Below are 19007 nucleotides of genomic sequence, written 5' to 3' on the forward strand. Positions count from 1 at the left end.
AGCGAGGTGACGATGGCATTGGTCACCTCCACGTCCACTGTGTTACTGGTGACTCCGTCTAGGAAAGCCTCAACCGTCGTGGTGGCGACTGTGTCCCCAGACAATAAACCAGTAGGCGTGACCGTTGCTGTCTGTGGTTCATCCGGTGTCCACGTGACCGAACGGCTGACATCTGATGAGGTCCCATCACTGTAGGTCGCTGTTGCAAGTAACTGTTGTGTTTGACCTTTCGCGACTAAGACCTGTGAAGGCGTGACGGTGAGCGAGGTGACGATGGCATTGGTCACCTCCACGTCCACTGTGTTACTGGTGACTCCATCTTTAGTGGCTGTGATCTTTATAAATCCTAACGCTTTGCCAATTAATTGTCCCGGTTCTACAAAATATCCAATGTTCTTGTTATTAGAGCGCCAAATGCTTAAATCAGTTAGCACCTTTGAAGAGTGATCAGAATAATAACCTACTGCGACGAAAGCTTTTTTGTTCCCCTTCCTCATCGTTAATTTACTTGTTCCCCGAATTCCTGATGAGGAGACGCTAATATCGATCCGTTCTAATGTTATTGCTGGTTTTACATCAACCTCTTCTGACAATTCTAAATTACAACCTGCCAAGAAGAGTATAATTAATATATAAAGGGAGATAATTTTATTCATGGCTATAGCTAGTATGGTTATAAATTAAAAATGATTCTTATAAATTCGATTAATAGCAGAGGAAATGACAATCATTTAAGATAATTAATCAATTATTTAACATAAAGCAATGATTTTATATTTTTAATTAATTATCTTTATTTATAAATATAATCATGAATAAACCCTGTATTTCGCTTTCAAATAGTACTAACTTTAGCGTTTAAAATTGGCAGATAATTAATTAAAAATAAATAATAAAAATCCCCCCCCATACAGTATTGATAGTGTTAACGTATTTTAACTAAAGAGAAAGAACTAAGCTGAGCTCAGCTGCAAGGAGATTATCAACAATGGTTTATCAATGGGCAGTATTTCGTCATCAGCATCCTATTTTCGGGGGAGGATGTGAACTATTTGTTGTCCTGCTCGCTTTTTTATCAATAGCCTTACCTCTAATATGTGAAGAAAGCTTATTAATACTAGGAATATCTTTAGGACTTGCCATCATCTGCTTTACTCTATTTTTACTTTTTGCCCAAAGTGACAAGATCCGAAGGTCTATGCCTAGCTAGAAAAATGCTATTAAGTCCTTAAAAAACTAGGAGCTCTTCCCTCGTTTGCTTGGGTTTTCAGCATATCTATCTAAGTGACTACTCACCGCCTATTGGGCGATGCTTCTTATTTCGTTAGCCATTGCTCGATAGTATCAAGACTTACGCAGCTTCCATAAGCAGAGACGATTATCCAACCGCCTTTAATTCTAGAAGGCCTTTATCACGGATATTAAGGGCGGCGTTTAAGTCACGATTTATGTCTGTAGTGCCGCCTGATGGACAATCCCACTTGCAAACCGATAAGGGCATTTCTTCCACTTTATGACCGCAACAACAGCACGTTTAGAGCTTGCATCCCACTGATTTAGTTTAACTAGATATTTGCCTTGCTCTTTTAGTTTGTACTCCAACTTAAAGACAAAACTATGCCATGAGGCGTCCGCTATGTGTTTCGCCAGTTTGCGGCTTTTCATCATGTTTGTTGATTTCAATGTCTCAATTATCACCGCTTGGTTTTCGTCAACGAGAGTTCGAGAAAGCTTATGTTGAAAATCAGCACGAGCGTTAGCCACTTTTTCGTGGCATTTGGCAACGAGCAATCTAGTTTTTGCTCGATTGGCACTGCCTTTTGCTTTTCTAGATAGCTGACGCTGCTTTCGTCTGAGATTCTTCTCAGCACGTTTTACAAATCTTGGGTTAGCTGTCTTTCTACCGTTCGATTCAATAGCAAAATGAAATAGACCTAGATCAATACCAGTTACCTTGCTTAACGTAATGCTCTTAACCTTGCCTACAATCTCACGGTGATTATTCGCCTCTACAGGCTTTATTTTCGGGAGTTTGATGCACCATCAAAGACTTTTACACCAACACAGTGATAGCTCGATTGCTTACCGTGTCTACGTTTGAATGTGGGTACTTGGCTTTCAACTTCGGATTAAAGAAGTTATCAAAGGCTTGGTGACGATTGAGTACAGATTGCTGCAAGACGGTTGAATCATCTTGCTTCAACCAGTGGTATTTACGCGATTTCTTGGCAACTGCAAGTAGTGGCTTGATGTCCTTTTTAGGATTCAGTAAGTTTTGAAAAAATCACCACTCCAAGACAAAGTTACTTGGTAGTTACAATACGCATAATCGCCTGGTGCTCACAAAGAGCAAAAGCGTTGCTCGTATAACAAACCCGAACCGATTGAATGCCGAAAACGACTGGAATATCGAAACAAAATTCAGACCTATTGATGGCCTTACCTTATGAGGGTTTGATGCCGTCGCGCATCAGCCGACCTTAATCGTTATACAGACAAGAGAGTAAACCTTTGGCCGACGCGCGATGCTCGGAGGTTGTTTCTGTCGTCTTTTCCGTTTTCTTCGCATAGGCGTCGTCTTCTCGCATTTGTTTAATGGTGGTAGCACAGTCACACACTCTGATACTCACCCCTCCCCCCGGTGCCTTTAGTATTAAGAAGTCGATTGAATTCACCCAAATCACGTGCCTGGATATGTCAGAGGAAACCGTAGAACGTATTTTCATGTGACCCTCTAAACGCCAAAACGCACATCAAAACAAAACCCTGAGCACTTAAACGTCCCCTCCTCCGTTTGCACGAATCGCAACGCTGGAAACACAGACCCGTAAGTGGTGTACAGAATAATGTGATCCGCTCGCTCGTGAAGAAACCATTCACCAAAGCCAGCGCCATTTAATTCAATGAAAAAGTCACGGATTTCATGGAAAGCAAAACGACGCGACACCAATTGCGGAAACTGCTGCTTGATAGCTTCAACGAACCCTTGGCCTTTTAACGACGCGATATCAGCCTGTTGCTCTGGCGACTGACGACGACTGAACATTTTTAAACGCTGGATTTTGGAAACCCAATCAGACTTTCTTTTCGCCTCATCACGACACTTTTTGACTTGATAGCGCAACTTCAAGACCGCCAAAGATCTAGAGACATCATTTTTTGGTGAGCTTTCGTGCCCAGCGGCGAAACGCTGGTCGCTGAACTTTGATTTAGAGAGAGTTAGGCTTGAGTGTCGTTGTACCATGAGGAGTTTCCTTTCTGTTTGAGTATCACTTTTATGGAGCCGCTTGGCTGTCCGGCAAACGTTCTTGGTTCTCAAGGACAAGGGCGCGAAGCGTTCATATACCCTTGTCATTGGGGTTCAGAACGATCACGGTTAACAGCCTGTGAGCCCATCAAATGATGTGAGTCGAAAGGGAAATAGGCACATAAGACAATAAGCCTTTACTCGAACTTAATTAAAGTCAGTGAAAGGAGTGAGGAAGCGCAAGCGTTCTGGCCACGCCTTCGAAATAGGACGTTCTTCATCTCAAAGCCAGCCTCAGACAATTCTAGAGGGGTGATGAGGCTACCTTTTGCTCCGGTAAAGTGATTAGCTAAACAAACGAGGTCTTCCACGATCACCTTGCTTGGTCCGTTGCCATTGTTGGATCACTTTTTCATCAATCCAAAATGTCAGCCGACCCACGATTGCAGGGGTTGGGGTGTAGATTTAACCACACTGTATTTACATTAATATCAAATTTCTCTTTTACAGGGGTCCTGTCACCCCCAAAATACAGGCTAAAAATAACAATAATCTAAACTTTCTTATCTTGCTATCGCTTCAATTAATGCCAACCCACCACCTAATCGCAAAATTTTTGATTTAAAAGACTAGTAAAATCAAAGAAATGTCATTCTCAATACTCGATTGGACTCACTTGTAAGGAAAACATAATTGATAGTTAATTTATTAGTATTCGGTCTGCATTAAGAGTTAGGTGGAGCCTCGTTTAACTGATTTTAATCAAAGGTAGTAATATATGTACACAAGGACAAGAATACTGTTCTATTTGAGTTGTTTTTTTCTCTCCTTTAATGCTAGAGCGATCGATTTATCAAATAGTTACGTGACATTTTATGAGGGACCACAATTGAGTGATCAAGCATTTCTCTACCCTATACTTAGAGAGAAAGATACTCGGGAGCTCACCTATCTTGATGACCTCATTTTAGATTCTCTGAGAGGTGGGAAGTTGGGTTATCAATATTTTGATTCCGGTGGAACGAGCGCAACTTGTCAGGGGTCCAGAGGTGGTTTCATACCAATAGGCAAGAAAACCACCGTAAGAAATCTTAGAGTCCCGTCTTGCTACAACAGCTTAATCATGCGTACGCGCTTATGTCTTTATGACAAGGACAACAAGTATATTGGAGGAAATTGTACAGACTCTTACTATGGCCATACTTTTAATCCTTTAACAGAGAAGCCTAGTGACTATAGGTACAAGAAAAATGGGACGTTTGAGGGATGTGAGTTGAACCCGGTAAAAGTAAAGCTAAGTGACATCTATGAGGATTCGGCTTTAGCCCCTGAGGCAATACATACGTACTTTCCTATTGGAACTTGTCGCGCGGTGCATTTAGAAAGTCCTGACTATAAAAGTTTTACCTCGATTCTCTCTCAGATGCATCCTAAAATATATAAGCGCTTAGGACCTAAGTGCACAGTTCTAGAAACTGAACCAGTGTCTCTAGCCCATACTAATGGGACAGTTATTCATCCTAGTATCAAACCTACAAAAGTAGGTTGCTTATAATTTTTTGCTATGTGTAGTGGTCAACTGAAATTGGCCACGGTTTTAGAGGGTACCCAAGACAATCTCTCTGATTCATTAGGTGTGAGGCCACCATTATAGTGATGTGGCCTCAATTGGCTGTAATAGCCAATGATGTATTGGATAATTTATTGTTGAGCCTCAGAAAAGCTACGATAACCTACTGTTGGGATCCACTCCGTCTTTAAGCTTCTAAAGAAACGTTCCATTGGAGCATTCTCCCAGCAATTTCCTCGTCGAGATAAACTTTGTTTTATCTGAAAACGCCACAGTAACTGACGATATTTTCTACTCATCTAGTGACTATCTTGCTCGCTGTGGAATGTAGCCCCTTTAGGCTTTCCTATACTGATGTCTCGGTAATTGACAGCTAATCGAACCAAGCGTTTTCATTAGCTTTGTTGCTAGATAACGGCTCAGAGCTACGCCTTGATTTATCACCAGATCAGCAATAGTTCTCGCTCCCGAAGAGCCATTGCTTACCGCTGCGGTCCTCACCTCGCTTGCGGTCACCCCCTCATAAATTCCGTTGTGGAAGGTCATTAATGGCGACGGCAACATACAGCGATAACACTTCATACGATGTAAGCGATTCCTTGACGTGGACGTCGAATGAGCTGAGCACGGCAACGATGACACCTACTGGCTGGTTGTCAGGGGTTGCGGTTGGCAGCACGACAGTCACGACAGCTGAAGATGGAGGTATCACCACTCACACAATCGACGTGAATGTGTTCACATGTAGAGTTACTGGATCTTCATGTCTTGAGAGCTTCGATACTGGGAGTAGGAAGATGTTTATCAACTCACCATCAAAAATATTCCTAAATAGCCTCGGCGGAGAAAATATTGGTTTTACAAAAAAAAGGAGTTAAAAGGGTTATTTAATACATACGGTAATATGTTTATCGTGCGAGTCTAGGCGCTCAGGATAAATTACTGGTCAGGGACGAATCGAGGTCCTGGTTTGAGTGTAAGACTCAAAAATGGCAGCGAAGGAACCAGTATGCCAGCGCCCCCTGCGTCTCAGACCCTTCACGGTTGAACCCTCGCGCTTGTGATTCTAGCCCTAAACCACCGACTAAAGTAGGGGGTTCTTTGTATAGTTTTGATGTCTTCCCAACCTCGCCCCTTTTTTCATCCCAGTCTTCATAGCAACTAGAATCAATAGCTCTAGGGTGACCACGTTCCAAGAAAGCGGCGCAATCTCGCGTCATAAGCACCGCCTCCAGCTCCCCGTATTTGTTTGAGTAAGATCGGGAGCACTTATCTCTACGCACGTTTTTGTCTTGCATGAGACCTCGACTTGCTTTGCTCTGAGGCTGATACAAGTATAATCCGGACAAATGAGCCAACCTAAATGTTCAGGCGTCCTAAGTGAGAATTTCGGAGTTTTTCCTGGCGTTTTGCTTTTAGTTAGCGAACCCACGTAGACTTACCCACATCCATGAATTGGGCTGCTTCAATGACCGATTCAAAAAATTAAATTTTTATTTAATTACCTATAATTAAATAATTAAACCATAGAAAAAACTCTAACATTCCATTCAATTTATTTGGGAAGATAACTCCTTTAAAACCTAAAACATTGGTTTCGCTCTCCAGTTAAATAGAGGGGGAATTTAACTATGAAATTATTAATTACTCTTCATAAGGTTGGAAAATTTTGGGGGGTAACCCTAGGCCGTGGGATTAAAAGCTAGCTCCCAGATTCGCTTGATAGAGTGCACCTCTCTTGCAAAGGGCTCGTTATAGTGAGCCTTACCAGCGCAGCACGTTCGCGAAGTGAGCTTAAACGACCAACATGATAAAAGCGGCAAAAACTGCCTTATGGTTATTAATTTTTTGGAGTTTACGATGCGGTTAATGATTTCAGCTGTGGTGGTGGTTTACATAGGCTATTTCTTTCCAAGTTATGTCCTGCTTGATTACTACCTGAGCATTACCCGAGAGTGGGCATTAAATCCGACTTTGGATCGAGCACTCTACTCTGCTTTCGCCTACTATTTTCTACCTGTTATCGCTTTTTTCGTGCTATTTGTTAGTGCTCGGCGAGATAAGCATTGGAAGCAGTACTTAACCTCTTGGCCCAGAAACGTATGTACATGGGGTGAAGGCGCGTTGATATTGATTGGGGTGATTTCATTAAATTCCGTATCAAATTATCTTCAATATATTATTTTTGATTGGTTTTCCCCGGGATCTTGGCAGGCCCAATCCTACAATTTTACCCCTTTATTTTCGGCCTCTGATGGAGTAATTGATTGGTCGAGTGTGTTGCGAAGCGCTCTAGACGGTGTGCTCATTTCTCCCGTGATAGAGGAGCTCCTGTTTCGTTATTTGTTGTTTGTTATTTTCAGGTCCATTTTTGGGGTTACTAACGCCGCATTACTCTCAAGCTTAATATTTGCTTCAATACACCAGTGGGCGCTGGACGCATTTATGTCTGGGGCGTTTCTATGTTGGGTCTTTGAGCGATATCGCCGCCTAGGAGTAGTCATTGTCATTCATGCTTGCCATAACCTGTTTATTTTACTTTATGATCTTGTCTATTATTTAAGCACTCAGCTTCACTTTAACCCTTGGGAGGCGGTTGATATTAGTATTATTGCGTTGCAAGTGGGGTATCTAGTGATTTTTTCACTATTTATTGATTATCAGCGTAGAGGGTTTAAGGAGAGGTAAGGTTTATACGGGGCGGTCTACTTTACGCCTTTATTTTAAATTCACTTGGTTGAGTTTTAGCGTGCTTTGGTTGTCAGCCACTTTTCTCCTCCATCATAAAAGTGAAATGAACGCTACGCGATTTTCACAATGAAAACAGTGCTGCCAAGAGGGAGTAAGGAAAGGATATTTAAAAGTTAGTGAGTGGTCTAAGCAAGCAATTGTCTTGCCTAGCTTCTCCGTTCCCTTCAAATCTCATTTTTAATTATAGTTAAATAATAAGTGTTTTTTTACCCAATCCTATAGCTTTGTTGATTCATCAAAAACCTATGGTTAAATAATATGCGAAAAATAATTGAAACTCAGTCAGCCCCTAAAGCTATTGGCCCATACTCTCAAGGGGTGATTTCTGGAGGGCTAATTTTCACTTCCGGACAGCTACCGCTTCACTCACAATCAGGCTTGATGGTTAAATCCTGCCTTGAAAAACAAACGACTCAATGCCTAGAGAACATGAGAGCCATTTTGCTACATGCGAATACTGATGTGTCAGACGTAGTGAAAACAACCGTTTATCTTACCGATATGGTGAGCTTTTCAATTGTGAATGAAATTTATAATGATTTTTTCATTAAACATGGTGCCAATTATTTTCCCGCAAGAACCTGTATCGAAGTGTCAAAACTCCCTCTCAATGCCATGATTGAGATAGAGGCCGTTGCTGTCGCACCTTAGCCGTTAACGTTTCGTAATTTTTTAGCTCCAGGGTGCCTATGTCGTAATTGTCATCAACAGCGCGAAAAATCCGAATGAGAGCATATTTGGTACGCTTAACTACTGAGCAAATTGATTCCTTAAAATCAAACTTAGATAGTACCTTCTATTGGTTTCAAGAAGGTACTGTGCTCAACTTCCTTGCGATAGCAAAATTAAAGAGCATGTTGTAGAACTACTAAAACATCGAAAATAAGACACCTAACAAGGCCATCTATACCTCAGGAGGAAAAATGGAAAAGGTCATCCGAGAACTGGCTAAAGAAGTAGGTCGAGTTATTCAAAAACCAGAAATGAAAACTGACTTTGTAATCAAAGGTCTCGGCATACGAAGAGGTGAAGAGGCGTTAATCTATCGTATTCCCTCTCATTCTAAAAAAGCGTCTTTCTATGAAAAAGGAGTGACTCTCTCTGAATTCCAGTTCGCTTACGTACATTTAAAAGAATCGGGTTATTTTACGAGAGCTTGGTTTAATAAAAACCTCTCTGCTTGTGCAAAAGAAGGGGCGTGCAATTTTACAACAATAGGCGGGGTTTTTAGCATTTTAGGTGTGGCAGAATACACCTCAAAGGCGACCTATCAATTAAAGGCATAACAAACTGTTTAGTGTAACTCCCAACGCTTTGCATTTCTCTCCACTAAACTTACTAGACTCAAGTGATTCAATAGTATCACTTGAGTCTTCTGTTGGAGTCCTTCTCATGAAAGTCGAGCTTATTACTTCCCTTAAGCGTCAAGCGACCAAAACCCTCACAGACCTAGCCAGTGCTGTTCACCGAACATGGGACCCCCTCTACGTATCTGGTTGATGTGGACACCAGTTTATGCAAAACCGTTTGGCTATTCTCGAAGGGCTTGCTGGCGGTGAACTCGCAATCTCAAAGGCAAAGCACTGGGTCCTGATGAAGCAAGGAAAAATGTCAAAATGGCTGAAGGGATTTGGAGTGAGCCCGCGTTATCGACTCTCAATAATTCGCGGAATACATTGCCCTTGAAAACCTGCTCGCTGCCAAACAACTCGTTCAAAACATCTTCGAAAGAGTCGAACGCCTCAGCTAATTTCCCGAGTCTGGGCGGGGCGTCTTCCTCCTGATCTTAAACACCTCAATTCTCGTGAATTCGTGGTTAATCCTTGCCGTGTTTTTTACCAAGCTAAAGGTGTGCATCTTTAGTTCAGCTGAACTAACCGTTGAACTAAAAACGTCTCAAGACGCTCTTGAAGTACTCGACCGTGATCAGTTTACCTTAATGAACGACCCCACGGCTATACGGCTGAGACGGGAAAAATTATCGTTATAAAACAAGGCAAAGTGACGTTTTCTGTTGAGGCCCAGAGGCTCATCAGCCCGTTATTAACTATCACGAACACCACCGCTGAAAATGTGTTGCTCACTTAATGAGACGGAGCGGAACAATACGAAAAGCGATTGCTTAAAGTGATAGAAGGCTTAACTTGGCGACACAAACGGTAAGTATTTTAGTTCTTCCCCAAGTTTGGATTTTAAAAAACTCAATTATACCGTTAATGAGATGAAATATAATGTGGTGCGGTCTTACGCAAAAAGCATTCAAGCGCTAGAGTAGAATGCCCCGATGGACGGACATTATGCAAATTTTCGACAACAAGATGGTGCGAGAAAAATGACAGTGTTGGTAGACAATATGACCGTTATTGCAAGGATTTAGCAAAGCTAACCGTCCCCGAATTAACTGCGCTCACCAAGGAGCATGGGGAGTTCTATTCATACTTCCCAACGCTTCATTTCTTTTGGACGTCGAGTAAAATTGCGCCAGAAATCACCACGCAATCCGCCGGCGCTTCAGAGTTTCTGTCTATCACTTGGTTCTCAAGAATTTCAAACATCCATAAGAGCCATTCTTCTCTGGCCATCTGTGTACGGAACATTCAAGTTCCGTCGGCAACGCTATCGAAAGGCCGAGGGCTGGCTCGGCTTTTCAATGTCTTTATTAACGATGTTTACTGGGGCTCCAAGGTTTCGCCAGAGCGATGAAAACGCTGGAAATTTACTTCTTTCTAGGGCCACTCTGTATGAGCCTCAGCGATCCGAGGGATTTGGTTTCCATGAATTGACCCATTGCCGCCCAATGGGCAATGGTTTGGGACGGGGTCAGTCCAGAGCTTTTGGCGGCTCTGAGTGCTTGTTTGAACAACACTTGATCGATATAGACACTCACTTTCATCACTAATCCTTCTTGTTCATGCTTACTTTATTTAAATTTACTCGGAACCCAAGATTTTGCCGCTAGAGTTTATTTTAAAACCGTCCTAATAGGGCTCGATCGGCAAATAACCACGCCCCTCAGCGCTCGGGTTGCTCGTCCTTGACCGTGATTTGAATCTTTTGGATGGGTAATTTTAAAATTAATAAGGCTAGACGCCGTCAAAAACGGGCAGCGCTTCGAACAGGACTAGTACGTTGATAACGATGATGCTCACACCGTAGATAAACACACCAACCAACACCAACTCTCCTCCAGGCACTTGGTAAGCCTTCGATTTTTTCTGATCTTCTTCACTCTCTTCAAGGTTGTTAAACGCTGGTCTTTGTAGTCTCGATTTCCTTACTAACAATGCCGGTACGATACATGCCCAAATCGCAGCGGCAGACGCTGCATAACCAATTGCGCTAAGAAAACCAAAAGGAAAAAGAAGAGAAAAAATAAGAGGCGGAATAAATGTAACCGCCCAGGTCTTGGTTCTTCCTTTGGAGGTAGCATCAAATTGAAAAAGATCGGCCAAAAAATCAAACACACCCAACCCTACCCCAATAAAACTCGACAAAATGGCCGCCGCTGAAAAAGCACTAATGACATTTGATAGGGTTTCTTCAGCCAACACTGCTTTTAAGCTGATGAGTAAGATGTCTATATTTCCACCTTCTGCAATTATAGGGCCGAAGCTAATTCTTGGTAAATTACCATAGATACTTAATAGCCAAATGGTGTAGATAAAGAACGCCATGAGCGTTCCGCCTACAATCGCCCTTTGTGCGAGCCTTTCATCAAGGTAGTAGTCTCGCAGAGTGGAGACGCTGTGCTGGTATCCAAATGAAGTTAAAGCAATAGGGAAAAACCCCCATACGTATTGCGCATACTCAAACTTTAAGTGAGCAGTATCCAACAAAGTAACAAGATTAACATTAAACCAAAGGCCAGCAGTCCCAAAAATAAAGCTGATAATCATAAATAGCATCAACACCATGGAAATGCGGTCAACTGTTTTTGTTGAATGCCAAACTAGTCCAGAAAAGATAAGCACAAAAAGGATAGAAGCTAGTTTAGGGGAAAGGCCAAAGTACTCCTTAATGATCAGTCCAGATGAAGTGATGTAAGCGTACAGTAAAATCCCTCCCACAAAGTAGATCATTAAGTTATTAAAAAAATTAACCTCTTTTCCTAACAAATCTTTTGTGATGGAAGAAAAAGACGACCTGTATGGATAATCTTTTAAAACTTCGAGTAACAGACAACCACTGGTTGTCATAATGAGCATAGTGAAGAGCAAAGCCATTAAAGCACCGATGGTCCAGACCCCAGCCCCTGCAGCGGGAAGTCCAAGCATACCAGCGCCGACGCAAATACAAGCGACAATACAGGCTCCTCCAATCATTGAAGGCGGGGTTGTGCTCCTTACCTGTTTCATACTAGACATAAATAAATACCTTTCTTTTCTTTAGTTCAATTGCTCTTTTAGACTGCTCCCCTTACAAGCTAGGAGGCACAAAAAAGCGCTAGAACCTAGAATCTAGAACTTAATTTTAGGAATGACATATTAATTAAATTCTAAATTAGCCTAATATTTCTACCTAGTTAACCTAACTAAAAAATATTGTTTCGATGTTGAGTGCAGAAGGTGTCAAAATCGGGGGGGATTTAAGGTTCGTCAGAGAATGCGTGAAGCTGGTTAATGAGTAATCAGCCAGGTTCGCATCGATATAAACATGCAAAATTGGAGAGGCTAGACGCGATGATCTTACTTAGATTGGGTCTGGTTCGAAGTAGACCTACTTAAGCCGACGCGTTGTGGAATGGTCTTTATCAGATAAGCCTGATGCCACAATTTCAGGCAAGGAAAGATATGAGCTATTACTTGATGAGTTACTACAATCGGCCTCGGCCTCAGCACGCAACTCATGGGCTGTCGCCAGTAAATGCCGAAAATAGGCTTAAATCAGTGTCCGAAATGTTGACCACTTACACTTAACAGAATAACGTCTATCTTTTGGGGGGTCAGCGTGGTTTTTGTCTACGAGAGTTCGAGAGAGTTTGTGTTGAAAATCAGCGCGAGCGTTAGCGACTTTTTCATCGCATTTAGCTAATAGCAATCTAGCTTTACGAGATAACTACTTCTGCTTACGTCTGAGGTTCTTCTCAGCACGCTTTATAAATCTGGGGTTAGCTGTCTTTCTGCCGTTCGATTCAATAGTAAAGTGAGACAGACCAAGATCAATACCTGTCACCTTACTCACTGTATGAAGCAAACTAGGCGCTTCCACTCCATCATCAACAAGGATAGATGCGTAGAACTTACCTGTTTTACTCAACCTGACAGTAATACTTTTAACTTTACCTACAATTTCACGGTGAATGTTCGCCTCTACAGGTTTCATTTTCGGAAGCTTGCGGTACATATGCGACTTTAAATGTAGAGCTTTGTGGTTCGCACAACGCCAAACTGAGCTATTAAAAACTCAGATTGCTCTTACGTTGGGTAAATGCGTGCCTTAGTTGCTCTTAACACTCAAAATCCTTAACTGTATTCATGAACAGTCGTATATCAACTGCTTCGGGCTGTCTATCTTAAAGTGCTATCGCACTTTCGCCTTATCTCCCCGCCCTCAGAGCTGGCGAGGGTTTACGGCGTGATTGCTAAAAAATCAATTACTCCCAGGACTGTGAAAATTCTTGATCTTTAAAGGCAGCAGCGAGGCCTGTGACTTGCTGTAATCGTAGAACTTCATCTTTATCCATTCCCAATTCGTAACAAATTTTATGATTTGCCCATCCCATCTCTTTGAGTTGAATAATCAGATCTGCAATCAGTTCAACTTGGTGTGAGCCACGCGCCAGGTTATGGCGAACAGAAGTCGATATGCAATTTTCTTCAGGCAAATTAAGGACCACCGCGGGGATGTACCCCGTTAGGGTTTGCAGCTCTGGGTGGTTCAATAATAATTGATAACGATGAAACCCATCGATGACAACGTATTTTTTGACCGAAGTATTCAAACGATTAACCAAAATAGGCATAGTTAAACCATTTTTCTCCATCGACGTTTTTAGGAGTTTGCTTTCTGGAGGCGCCATTTTATTTGGGTTGTATTGATTAGCTTCTATTTCATCAAGTGGGATCATTTCAACATGACAAGCTGGCGGTAAATCAGGAATAAGCTCGATGAGTACTTTGGCTGCTTTATTGTAAATTGCGACCTTATCAATGACTTGTTTGTCCGTGTTATTGATAGATTTCAACGGCTTCTTGGTGCGATGCTGATAAGCTAGAGTAGGTTCACTTTCCATTCGTATCACTCTTCTTCTCCATAGAGGGCATGGTATTGTTTTGCTAAGGACTTGTTGTACCCAAAAGAGAGTCCTCGGCACCAATAGTCATTTTTAATCAGTACTTTACAAATTCTTCTCCAACTAGGAACTTGCTTCCTAGATTCCAATTTACTCTCTGCGTAATCAGGGATGCAGGTCACTCCTTTTTGAGGACCGTTTTTACGCCACCACTGTAAGAACTTAAAAATTCGGTCTCGGTAATGTTTTTCTACATGTGGCGGCATGGTTTTCAGAAGGTATTTACTGTATTGCCGGTAGCTAAGCCCCGGTGGTAATTCAAAGCGATAATAACCAAGGATACGCCCCTGACTTTTTGAGTATCGAGCACCAAAGTTACATCCTTCTACTCTGGCAACTAATTTTTGCCAGGTATCAGGTTCTAATATTTGATATAGCCACAGCCCTTTTCTTTGCTCATCGCCAAAAGGTTGGCAAAGCCGCTGCTGTGAAAGAGGGACGCCGGCCTTATGCATTAAGTCGTAAATACGGTTGTAATCCCAACTAAAGCGGTAATTCGCAACCCAAATATCTTTAGTTTTCCAATCGTATAAGGGATAAGCCATATACACATTTGGCTGCATTTTAGTCGTCCAATATTTATCTGAAAATTTTTTTTTGGACCTATTTTTAATGGTATTGAAGCGATGTAAAGATTCATCAGCACGTATACCGATTAACACAGCGATTGGCTCACCCCTTTCCTTTTGGTACCAATGAGCAAACTTAAAAACAAAGTCTTCAAACTCCATCCCGTTTTGGAAAAAAGGGAATACATCCGGGTTTGAAATCACGCCTTTATGCGGTGGTCGGTCCCTGACCCATTGCGCTTCTTTAGCAGGATCCCAACAAAGCCATTTAGGCTGAAACTGTGAGATTGAATTCCTTAAGCTGAGCGGTAAACAAACCCAATAGGGGTTAATTTCTCCGTCCAGTACCATGCGCTCAATGAAGGCATGAGTTTCATGATACTGAGCTTCAAAGTCCACGATGAGTACATCGACAGGTAATCGACCACGCTTTTTCGCTTCTTGAATAGTCAGATTTAAAAGGACGCCAGAGTCTTTCCCTCCAGAGAAGGAAACATAGAAATGGTTAAAGTTGTCGAAAAGATAGCAAATTCTTTGTCGAGCGCCTTCAAGCACATTGTATTTTTGCTGAATTTTATCTCGAGAGAAATCGCCTTCTCTTCTTTTTTTATTGGCAATCATGATTTCCACAATGTCATTAACTACTCAAATAAAAATAAATAACTTTTGCATTTTTTATAAATTAATTATTAATAATTAATTTATTTATAAGGGCAATATTGAAGAAAAGCTCTTCCGAATTTCAAGCTCGGGAGAGCTTTGAGAGACTAGAAACTAAAGTGAAGATTACCTCTTAAACCAATAATCCAACTGTCATCAGCTTCTGAGTTCTTCGGTAAAGAATAAAGATATTGAACATTAGGAGTTAACGAGAGCGCACCCCAGTTCATTCGGTAATAGATTTCAGAGTTGTAAGAGTCATCAGCTACATTAGCAGAGTTGGGCTTAGCCCAACCCAAGGCGATGCCTAGCATGCCAGGTCCTGCCTCATACCCAGTACCAAACACGACCGAAGATTTGTATAGAGCCTCAGGTCCTTGCGCGACACCGGCTCTGAAAAATGGTATCCATGAGCCGGTTTTATATATGGACGACCAATTTGCGCCATAGTTTTCGCTAGCTTTCTCTTTTCCATCACTGTGCCAAACTGTTAGGTGTGAATTCTTCAAATAAAAATCGTCTTTCGACTCCACCCAACCTATTTCTAGGGACTTAAAATATTGATTATCATTGATGAACTGTTCAACACCATCGAAAGGCTTAGTCGAATCAGCTTTTGCATCAGAGAAACTTGCATAAAAATAATAGTTTTCCGACATCATATGGCGTAGAACGCCGCCGAATGTTGATTCATCTGGGATTGGGATAGAACCGGAACCGGTACTAAACTGTAAGTTAGAAAAACCATAGTAAGGGTTACCCAACTGATAAGTATCAACATAATCAGTTGCATCTAAAAAACCAACCATCATATCAGTAGATTGTTTATTAAAGGTTTGTGTCCAATAAAGATTCGTTAACCTTAAACCTATATCACTAAAAGCTGGTTGGATTACACCAAACCCTCCGACATTCTCCATGACAAATTCAGAGGGCGTACTCTCTGTATAACCGTGCTTATGATCAACCCTCAGCTGCAAAGCTCCGGTATCACTCTCTTTTTGGTAAGCTCGCCAATTCAATGTAATCCGTGCAATACCAGCTGCCGCACTGCTGTCTTTGTTCGGCAAGCTCTCACTGGACGTTAAACCAAAAACATAATAATCCACAGCTCCCTTTAAATCCTGGTCTTCAGCCGCATGAATCAACGTTGGCGTAACAAACACAACCGATCCCACAAGCGTTAGCCAAAAACGCTTAGTCTTTTTCGTAAATGCTACATTCTCAATCATATCAATAACTTCCTTTTTTTTTCATCGAAGTTGTACGACTCAGCTCAACTTTCATTGTTAGTCAGGAGTTATTAAGAGGGATTTGAAAAATGAATACTCGTAATTAATAGGTAATTTAAGCGCTCTCCTTTATCAACCTGTCACAATCATTTATTTAAAATCGAAAACACCTCAATTTTTTATACCAACATCAAAAATTGAGGTATATACTATTTCTTATCCCTACCCGGAGGCAGAAATGGATAATCAAAACACTACAAACACATTTCAAGCGCTTAAAATCGGTGCAGACGCTTACATTCAGCGTCGTAATCAACGTTTACTGGCCAATCATCGCAAAGAGCTGCGTAACTTTACCCGAGCAGAAGCCTCGGCCTACCTTGGCATTGATGCAAAAACGCTTGATCGGTATGTTACCGCCGCTGCGATAGATCCCCGTCGTCATGAAGACTCACAATGGTCGATCGATATCGCGGAAATGTACAAGGTACGTAACTTACTACCAGATAATCTACGTAAAGACGCTAAGTTCATACGCAGTGAGCAGCAAAAGGCGCAAGTGATGGTTATCCAGAACCAAAAAGGCGGTGTTGGTAAAACCGTTTCTGCCGCGACTATCGCATCAGGTTTAGCGACCGAGTTTCATCAAGAGTATCGTGTTGGTCTAATCGATATGGATGGCCAAGCCACGCTATCGATGTACTACGCGCCCGAAGCCGAGCAAGAAGGTAACTTGTCTGTTGGTGACTTGATGATGAAAACGTTCGACCTCGATGAAGGCGAAACCGTTGATCAAGTCATCTCTGAAGCCTTTCTTGAAACTACCATTCCAAACCTGCGCATTTTGCCTGCCGCGCAAAGTGACCGAGCGATGGAAGGCTGGTTTCATGAGCAAGTATTCAGTCAAACCTTAAATTCACCTTATTCACTACTTAAAGACATCATCGATAGTGTAAAAGATGAGTTTGATATCATTATTATCGACACCCCTCCTTCACTAGGTTATGCAACCTTCAATGCGTATTTTGCCGCAACGAATGTGGTCTTCCCATTGTCGATTACCGAAAACGACATTGATGCTACCTGCTCTTACTTCAGCTACATTCCTCAGGTGTGGGCCCTGTTAGAGAACGCCAACCATGAAGGCTACGACTTCATGAAGATCTTACTGACTAACCATCGTGATAGCTCAACCACTACCGAATTAATGAACAACCTGTACGACAACTTCTCTCCTTACTTGTACTCAAAAGAGTTTAAGCATAGTGAGGCCGTTCGTCAGTCATCTTCCCTACTCTCGACGGTGTTTGATATGTCGAAAAGTGAATACCCGAAAAGCAAAGCAACTTTCCAAAGCGCGCAACAAAACAGCTATGAAGTTACAAGTCAGATCTTGCGCGATATTCTGAACGTTTGGCGTGAACAGGAGAACAAATAATGGCGAAGAAACGTGGCGGGAGCCCTTTAGGCAATGCTCCTGGTTCAGCTCAAGCGCAGCAATCAGCGGCCAAAGCAAATTTAGACACTCTAACAAGTCAACTCAGCACCGAGCTAGAGAAAAGCGGGCAAAACGCTGAAGACTACCTTAGAACTAAGTTTGGATTAGAGTCTGTTGGCCAGAAAATGGTTTGGCAATTAGCTTCTGGTTCAACTGCCATTTTCAATGAAGTTACACTGTCACACGAACAAGTTAAGCAGAACTCATTTGTGACCTTTGATGTTAATGGTCGTGACCAGTCTCTGTTAACCAAAGAATCATTGGAAGATTTGAACTCGTTAGAGTTTCAGCAGTTCTATCCAGCCGTTGGCCGAGAAATTAATGGTCGCATTGATATTCTTGATGGCTCTCGCCGTCGTGCTTGGTTTTTATTTCAAGAAGGTCGTGTAAAAACATTCCGAATTCTAGTCACTCAAAACGAGCTTTCTACCACCGATGCCAAAGCGCTGGCTAAGCAGCTGCAAACCGCCAAAGAGCACAACCAGCGTGAAATTGGTTTGCAATGTCAAACTCTGATGAAGAACGGTGAGCTAACTCAAGAAGATGCGGCAAAAATCTTAAATATTAGCCGTCAAGCGGTAGGTCGAGCGCTGAAAGCAGCCAGTATTGACAGTAAGCTGATTGCCCTATTCCCTGTCGTTAACGACTTGTCTCATGCTGATTACTCCCTCTTGGCTAAGGTGATGAAAGCGTTCGCCGATGACAAGAAAGCCTTGAGCAGCTTCATTAAAAAAATAGCCGATAATGCTGTCAACGCTCAGGCTGAGCAGAGCCAAGAAGACGCTAAAGACGCTCTGATTGCTTACATTAAAGTTGAGTTAAAGATCGTTGAAGCCAAGCAAGAATTAGACAAAGCTGTCATTACTCCTCTAGCAGAGTTCGACAGTAAAGGTATGTTTGCTCGTAAGCGTGTTAAAGGTCGAAACTTTTCGTATGAATTTGGTCGCTTATCAAAGGATGTCCAAGCTGAACTCGATAAAGCTATCCAATCAGTGTTAGGTAAACACCACCAATCAACTTTATAAAAAGATAAAGGCTCTCAAATTAGGTAATGCCGTTCACTTGTGAGTGAACGGCATTTTTGTTCTTAGCATACCGGCTGTGGTCTAGGCTTAACTGTTCTAGGGAATGTTCTTTCCCTTCGCCCTTCAAGTATTAAGCTTTCAGCCATGTTGTGAAACCCTTTTA

15 protein-coding genes and 3 pseudogenes are annotated in these 19007 nt (G+C 42.0%); 7 read left to right on the forward strand and 11 right to left on the reverse strand.

Annotated features, from left to right (window positions below; genetic code table 11):
- The 5 genes and pseudogenes from AB6D80_RS17810 to AB6D80_RS17830 all read right to left on the reverse strand — a co-directional run.
- On the reverse strand, positions 1–656 hold a 656-nt coding region (locus AB6D80_RS17810), incomplete at its 3' end, for an Ig-like domain-containing protein (RefSeq protein ID WP_371705077.1).
- 722 nt (positions 657–1378) lie between these two features.
- Complete coding sequence (locus tag AB6D80_RS17815) at positions 1379–1501, reverse strand: transposase (RefSeq protein ID WP_198592117.1); 123 nt, start codon at positions 1499–1501, stop codon at positions 1379–1381.
- Complete coding sequence (locus tag AB6D80_RS17820; protein ID WP_338390936.1) at positions 1447–2037, reverse strand: transposase; 591 nt, start codon at positions 2035–2037, stop codon at positions 1447–1449. Before AB6D80_RS17820 ends, AB6D80_RS17815 begins: the two co-directional genes overlap by 55 nt.
- Positions 2038–2734: 697 nt before the next feature.
- The gene (locus tag AB6D80_RS17825) at positions 2735–3244 is read right to left on the reverse strand and encodes a hypothetical protein (protein WP_102258285.1); all 510 of its coding nucleotides are present in this window, start codon (positions 3242–3244) and stop codon (positions 2735–2737) included.
- Positions 3245–4822: 1578 nt separating this feature from the next.
- A pseudogene (locus AB6D80_RS17830) lies at positions 4823–5306 on the reverse strand (integrase core domain-containing protein); the annotation flags it as partial.
- A gap of 1371 nt (positions 5307–6677) precedes the next feature.
- On the opposite strand from AB6D80_RS17830, the gene AB6D80_RS17835 reads away from it, so the two are divergent.
- The 5 genes and pseudogenes from AB6D80_RS17835 to AB6D80_RS17855 form a co-directional block, all read left to right on the forward strand.
- Positions 6678–7505, forward strand: a complete 828-nt coding sequence (locus AB6D80_RS17835; protein WP_016800044.1) for a CPBP family intramembrane glutamic endopeptidase — start codon at positions 6678–6680, stop codon at positions 7503–7505.
- Between the two features lie 321 nt (positions 7506–7826).
- Complete coding sequence (locus tag AB6D80_RS17840) at positions 7827–8219, forward strand: Rid family detoxifying hydrolase (RefSeq protein WP_016800045.1); 393 nt, start codon at positions 7827–7829, stop codon at positions 8217–8219.
- A 272-nt stretch (positions 8220–8491) separates the two neighbouring features.
- Positions 8492–8854: a hypothetical protein gene (locus AB6D80_RS17845; RefSeq protein WP_016800046.1), complete on the forward strand. Its 363-nt coding sequence runs from the start codon at positions 8492–8494 to the stop codon at positions 8852–8854.
- A 106-nt stretch (positions 8855–8960) separates the two neighbouring features.
- Positions 8961–9194 (forward strand): annotated as a pseudogene (locus AB6D80_RS17850) (prevent-host-death family protein); the annotation flags it as partial.
- A pseudogene (locus tag AB6D80_RS17855) lies at positions 9185–9419 on the forward strand (type II toxin-antitoxin system RelE/ParE family toxin); the annotation flags it as partial. The pseudogenes AB6D80_RS17850 and AB6D80_RS17855, both read left to right, overlap by 10 nt.
- A gap of 599 nt (positions 9420–10018) precedes the next feature.
- On the opposite strand, the gene AB6D80_RS17860 reads toward AB6D80_RS17855, so the two are convergent.
- The 6 genes from AB6D80_RS17860 to AB6D80_RS17885 all read right to left on the reverse strand — a co-directional run bounded on the left by AB6D80_RS17860 (position 10019) and on the right by AB6D80_RS17885 (position 16321).
- Entirely contained in the window at positions 10019–10165 is a 147-nt protein-coding gene (locus AB6D80_RS17860; protein ID WP_016800048.1) for a hypothetical protein, read from the reverse strand.
- Positions 10166–10651: 486 nt separating this feature from the next.
- Positions 10652–11932: an aromatic amino acid transporter gene (locus AB6D80_RS17865; protein ID WP_029222809.1), complete on the reverse strand. Its 1281-nt coding sequence runs from the start codon at positions 11930–11932 to the stop codon at positions 10652–10654.
- Positions 11933–12623: 691 nt separating this feature from the next.
- Complete coding sequence (locus tag AB6D80_RS17870; RefSeq protein WP_229648116.1) at positions 12624–12890, reverse strand: transposase; 267 nt, start codon at positions 12888–12890, stop codon at positions 12624–12626.
- Positions 12891–13161: 271 nt separating this feature from the next.
- Positions 13162–13800 (reverse strand): ParB/RepB/Spo0J family partition protein, encoded by a 639-nt coding sequence (locus tag AB6D80_RS17875; protein ID WP_017102340.1) that lies wholly within the window; start codon positions 13798–13800, stop codon positions 13162–13164.
- Between the two features lie 5 nt (positions 13801–13805).
- The gene (locus AB6D80_RS17880; RefSeq protein ID WP_017102339.1) at positions 13806–15050 is read right to left on the reverse strand and encodes a DUF3440 domain-containing protein; all 1245 of its coding nucleotides are present in this window, start codon (positions 15048–15050) and stop codon (positions 13806–13808) included.
- A gap of 146 nt (positions 15051–15196) precedes the next feature.
- On the reverse strand, positions 15197–16321 hold the full coding sequence (locus AB6D80_RS17885) for a carbohydrate porin (RefSeq protein ID WP_017102338.1): 1125 nt from the start codon (positions 16319–16321) through the stop codon (positions 15197–15199).
- 238 nt (positions 16322–16559) lie between these two features.
- Between AB6D80_RS17885 and AB6D80_RS17890 the strand changes: the two genes are divergently transcribed.
- Together AB6D80_RS17890 and AB6D80_RS17895 are read left to right on the forward strand one after the other, a co-directional pair.
- Positions 16560–17759 carry a ParA family protein gene (locus tag AB6D80_RS17890; protein ID WP_016800054.1) on the forward strand — a complete coding sequence of 400 codons (1200 nt, stop codon included), beginning with the start codon at positions 16560–16562 and terminating at the stop codon, positions 17757–17759.
- Positions 17759–18844 (forward strand): ParB family protein, encoded by a 1086-nt coding sequence (locus AB6D80_RS17895; RefSeq protein ID WP_371995773.1) that lies wholly within the window; start codon positions 17759–17761, stop codon positions 18842–18844. Before AB6D80_RS17890 ends, AB6D80_RS17895 begins: the two co-directional genes overlap by 1 nt.
- Positions 18845–19007 lie beyond the last annotated feature (163 nt).

The sequence above is a fragment of the Vibrio sp. 10N.247.310.17 genome, assembly GCF_041466605.1.
Classification (GTDB): domain Bacteria; phylum Pseudomonadota; class Gammaproteobacteria; order Enterobacterales; family Vibrionaceae; genus Vibrio; species Vibrio tasmaniensis_A.